General features: G+C 71.6%; 2 protein-coding genes. One reads left to right on the forward strand and one right to left on the reverse strand.

Translation table 11 applies throughout. From position 1 onward, the window contains the following. Window positions 1-76 precede the first annotated feature (76 nt). Window positions 77-1,360 carry a magnesium transporter MgtE N-terminal domain-containing protein gene (locus B7767_RS32235; RefSeq protein WP_085575221.1) on the reverse strand — a complete coding sequence of 428 codons (1,284 nt, stop codon included), beginning with the start codon at window positions 1,358-1,360 and terminating at the stop codon, window positions 77-79. A 215-nt stretch (window positions 1,361-1,575) separates the two neighbouring features. On the opposite strand from B7767_RS32235, the gene B7767_RS32240 reads away from it, so the two are divergent. Beyond that, on the forward strand, window positions 1,576-2,302 hold a 727-nt coding region (locus B7767_RS32240; protein ID WP_085575222.1), incomplete at its 3' end, for a hypothetical protein.

Here is a 2,302-nt window from a genome sequence, read left to right on the forward strand (position 1 = left end):
CTGGTCCAGACGGGGCGTGCGCGGCCGTCCGGCGGCCGTGGCGCCCGCCGGCACGCGCTCGCGCCCGCCGTCGCGCTCAGGAGTCATCGGTCACCACCCCCTCGTCGAGGTGGAACTCGGTCTCCCGCCAGTCGTCGGGCAGCATGTGGTCCAGTACGTCGTCCACCGTCACCGCGCCCAGCAGCGACCCCGACTCGTCGACCACGGGCGCCGCCACCATGTCGTACGTGGCGAAGAACCCGGCGACCACGGGCAGTGCCGCGTCCGGGTCCAGGGGCTGGAGGTCGTCGTCCAGGATCGAGCCGACCAGCGTGTACGGGGGGTCGCGCAGCAGGCGCTGGAAGTGGACCGTGCCCAGGTACTTGCCGGTGGGCGTCTCCTCGGGCGGGCGGCAGACGTAGACCTGCGCGGCGTGCGCGGGGGAGAGGTCCGGCTCGCGGATCCGGGCGAGGGCGTCCGCGACGGTCGCGTCGGGCCGCAGCACGATCGGCTCGGTCGTCATCAGACCGCCCGCCGTGTGCTCCTCGTACGACATCAGGCGCCGCATGTCGGCCGCGTCGGAGGGCTGCATCAGGCTCAGCAGCCGCTCCTTGTCCGCCTCGGGCAGCTCGCCCAGCAGGTCGGCCGCGTCGTCGGGGTCCATGGCCTCCAGGACGTCGGCGGCGCGCTCCTCCTTCAGCTTGCCGAGGATCTCGATCTGGTCGTCCTCGGGCAGCTCCTCCAGTACGTCGGCGAGCCGGTCGTCGTCGAGGGCGGCGGCCACCTCCGCGCGCCGTTTGGGGGAGAGGTGGTGCAGGACGTTGGCGAGGTCGGCGGGGCGGAGCTGCTCGAAGGTGGCGAGCAGGTTCTCGGCGCCCTGCCCCTGCTCCTCCAGGGAGAAACCGGTGACCGCGGACCACTCGACGGTCAGCGCCTCGCCCTTGCCGCGCCGGAACGCGCCGCCCTTCTTCCCCTTGCGCACGAAGACCCGGTCGATCTCCCACTCGCGGCGGGCCGGGAGCTGATGCACCGACAGGTCGAGGACGGTGACCTCCTCGCCGCTCTCCACGAGCGTCACCCGCCGGTCCAGCAGCTCACCGAAGACGAGCCGCTCGGTGGGCCGCTGCTCGAAGCGCCGCACGTTGAGCACCCCGGTCGTGATGACCTGGCCGGACTGCACGGCGGTCACCCGGGTCATGGGCAGGAAGATACGGCGGCGGGTGGAGAGTTCGACCACCAGGCCGAGCAGCCTCGGCGGACGCCGGCCCGGCCGCAGGATGACGACCAGGTCGCGCACGCGCCCCACCTGGTCGCCGGCCGGATCGAAGACGGCGACACCGGAGACGTGCGAGACGAAGAACCGTGGGGCGCCCCCTGCCATGGCCGCCACTCCTTTCCGTGCGGGGTCTTTCGTTGCCGTGTACTGCCTGCCGCGTCCGTTATCCGGATTGCCCGCTCGGGTGGGCTTCAGGCTAGCCCGTACCGATCATCCGTGCGCCGGCGACCGGTCCGGACGGACTGGCTCCGTTCGGACCGTCCGGCCCCGGTACCCTGCGGTACGCCGTTCAGGTCCCCCGTCAGAGAGGCAGCCCACCTGTGATTCCGATCTACCGGGGCCGTTCCCGCAGGGCCACGCTGGCCGGCGCCGTGTGCGCGCTGCTCGTGACGGGGACGGCGCTCACGGGATGCTCCGAGGATCCGAACGAGGGCACCAACGGTGTCGGCAGACTGCCCGCCGACCAGATCCAGAACAGATCCCAGAAGGCCGCCGGGTCGGTCGGCACCGTACGGTTGCACGGCACCGTGGTCACCAGCGGACGCACGTACACGCTGGACATGCGGCTGAAGGAGGAGGGCGGCATCGGCTCGGTCACCACCGAGGGCGAGACGTTTCGCCTGCTGCGGGTCGACGACGAGCTGTACCTGAAGGCCGGTGCCGAGTTCTGGGGCCACGAGGACGGCAAGGCGGACGACGGCGAGGCGGACGCGGCGGCGGCCGGCAAGCTCGCCGAGAAGTATGTGAAGGTGCCGCAGGGCGATCCGTCGTACAAGAAGTTCATCGGCTTCACGGACAAGGGCGTCCTCCTCGACGGTCTGCTGACCCTGCACGGCGAACTGGCCAAGGACGGCCACCACGAGCAGTCGGGCGTACGCACCATCCGCGTCACCGGCGACGAGGGCTCCGGCGGCACCCTGGACGTCTCACTGGAGGGCAAGCCGTACCCGGTGCGCCTGGTGCGCGCCGGCAAGGCGGGCACCCTCACGTTCTCCGCCTGGGGCACCGACTTCGACCTGAGGAAACCGGCCAAGGACGAGACCCTCG

Source organism: Streptomyces sp. 13-12-16 (assembly GCF_002114215.1).
Classification (GTDB): domain Bacteria; phylum Actinomycetota; class Actinomycetes; order Streptomycetales; family Streptomycetaceae; genus Streptomyces.